Origin of the sequence: Frankia sp. AgKG'84/4 (assembly GCF_023242965.2) — a bacterium.
Classification (GTDB): domain Bacteria; phylum Actinomycetota; class Actinomycetes; order Frankiales; family Frankiaceae; genus Frankia.
In genome coordinates this window covers 1-1,997 of the sequence record NZ_JALKFU020000968.1, presented here as the reverse complement: position 1 = coordinate 1,997, position 1,997 = coordinate 1, and the positions used below count along the sequence as shown (strand labels likewise).

The following is a 1,997-nucleotide window of genomic DNA, read 5'->3' as shown; positions in this document are numbered from 1 at the left end:
CGCGAGTCCGACGGCGTGGCGCCGCTGAACCTGCCGCCTGTGCTGGCGCCCGCGGCGGCGCTGGCCGCCGCGCAGCACCTGCTGGACGTCGGTCGGCCCTTCCAGGCCCACGAGGTGCTGGAGGCCGTCTGGAAGTCCGCCGGTGACGAGGACCGCGACCTGTGGCGCGGTCTGACCCAGCTCGCCGTCGGCATCACCCACCTCGCCCGGGGCAACGGCCGTGGCGGCATCAACCTGCTCACCCGGGCGTCGCAGACCCTCGCGCCCTACGCCGAACGCCCCGCGGACGGGACCGAACGCCCCGCCCACGGCGTGGACGTCGCCGGGCTGCGCGCCTGGATCGCCGGACGTGTCGCCGAGGCGGGCGACGAGGCGGGCCCGCACCTGCGGGTGCCCAGGTTGCGGGGCTGACCCGCGCGCCGCAGGCCGTCCGTGCTTATCGTGACATCTCACCCATCCCTGGAATGAACAATCCATTTTCCCGGTTGGGTCCGTTGGAAGCGGTGCACGGTCGGGCGGCACCACTCCGCCGCCCCGGTGTCGAGGGAGTTGCGATGGAAGACGCTGTCATCGTCGATGCGGTCCGCACAGCCTCGGGTCGAGGCAAGCCAGGCGGCGCGCTGTCCGCGGTCCCCCCGGTGGAACTGCTGGCCACGGCGCTGCGAGCGCTGGTTGACCGCAACGGGCTCGACCCGGCGCGGGTCGACGACGTGATCACCGGCTGTGTCAGCCAGATCGGCGACCAGGCGGCCAACATCGGGCGGTACGCCGTGCTCTCCGCCGGCTTCCCCGAGTCGGTGCCGGCCACGACCGTCGACCGCCAGTGCGGTTCGAGCCAGCAGGCGGCGCACTTCGCCGCCCAAGGCGTGATCGCCGGGGCGTACGACATCGTGATCGCCGCCGGGGTCGAGTCGATGAGCCGGGTGCCGATGGGCTCCGCGGTCGTCGGCGGCTCGCCGTACGGCCCGAGCATGCACGCCCGCTACCCCGAGGGCCTGTCCAGCCAGGGCGTCGGCGCGGAGCTGATCAGCGCCCGCTGGAAGCTCGACCGCTCCGACCTCGACGCCTTCGCCGCCCGGTCGCACCAGCTCGCCGCCGCCTCGGCGGCCCGCGGCGACTTCGCCAGTGAGATCATCCCGGTGGACATCACCCTCCCGGACGGCCAGGCCGCGACACACCTGGTCGACCAGACGGTACGGCCCGCGACGACCATCGACGGCCTGGCCGGGCTGCGGCCGTCGTTCTACACCGAGGAGCTGGCCGCGCGGTTCCCGGAGATCGGCTGGCATGTCACGGCGGGCAACGCGTCCCCGCTGACCGACGGCGCCTCGGCGGTGCTGATCATGAGCGCGTCGAAGGCGGCCGAGCTCGGGCTGCGGCCGCGGGCCCGTTTCCACGGTTTCTCCGTGGTCGGTTCCGACCCGCTGCTCATGCTGACCGGGCCGATCCCCGCGACCCGCAAGGTGCTCGAGCGGACCGGGCTGTCCATCGACGACCTCGACGCCTACGAGGTCAACGAGGCCTTCGCGCCGGTGCCGCTGGCCTGGGCCCGTGACACCGGGGCGGACCCGGCGAAGCTCAACCCGCGCGGCGGCGCGATCGCGCTGGGTCACGCCCTCGGCGGGTCGGGCACCCGGCTGCTGACCACGCTGGTCCACTACCTGGAGGCCACCGGCGGACGCTACGGCCTGGAGACGATGTGCGAGGGCGGCGGCATGGCCAACGCCACCATCATCGAGCGGCTCTGAGCACCCGCGCCGCTAGCCGGTGAAGGTCGTCACCGAGAGTTGGGTGACGGCCGGGCCGGTGCAGGCCGTGACGCCGGACAGCGGCAGGCGCAGCGGCGTGGTGTTCGCCGGCGGGTAGATCCGCAACGCCACCACTGGCGCGGTCTGGCTCGCCTGCTCGCAGCCCTGCTGGATGCCGGGATGCACGGTGCGCAGGGTCGCCGTCGCCGAGGCGCCGGGCGCCAGCCGGACCGCCGCGCCGGCCGCGCC

3 protein-coding genes are annotated in these 1,997 nt (G+C 74.1%); 2 read left to right on the top strand and 1 reads right to left on the bottom strand.

Translation table 11 applies throughout. From position 1 onward, the window contains the following. Both MXD58_RS26460 and MXD58_RS26455 read left to right on the top strand, forming a co-directional pair. A partial coding sequence (locus MXD58_RS26460; protein WP_250610491.1) for a DUF309 domain-containing protein occupies positions 1 to 411 on the top strand: 411 nt, incomplete at its 5' end. Positions 412 to 554: 143 nt separating this feature from the next. Continuing rightward, positions 555 to 1,748 carry a thiolase family protein gene (locus tag MXD58_RS26455; protein ID WP_248839065.1) on the top strand — a complete coding sequence of 398 codons (1,194 nt, stop codon included), beginning with the start codon at positions 555 to 557 and terminating at the stop codon, positions 1,746 to 1,748. Between the two features lie 12 nt (positions 1,749 to 1,760). On the opposite strand, the gene MXD58_RS26450 is transcribed toward MXD58_RS26455, so the two are convergent. Beyond that, positions 1,761 to 1,997: DUF4232 domain-containing protein (locus MXD58_RS26450; RefSeq protein ID WP_250610489.1), on the bottom strand; the 237-nt coding region annotated here is incomplete at its 5' end.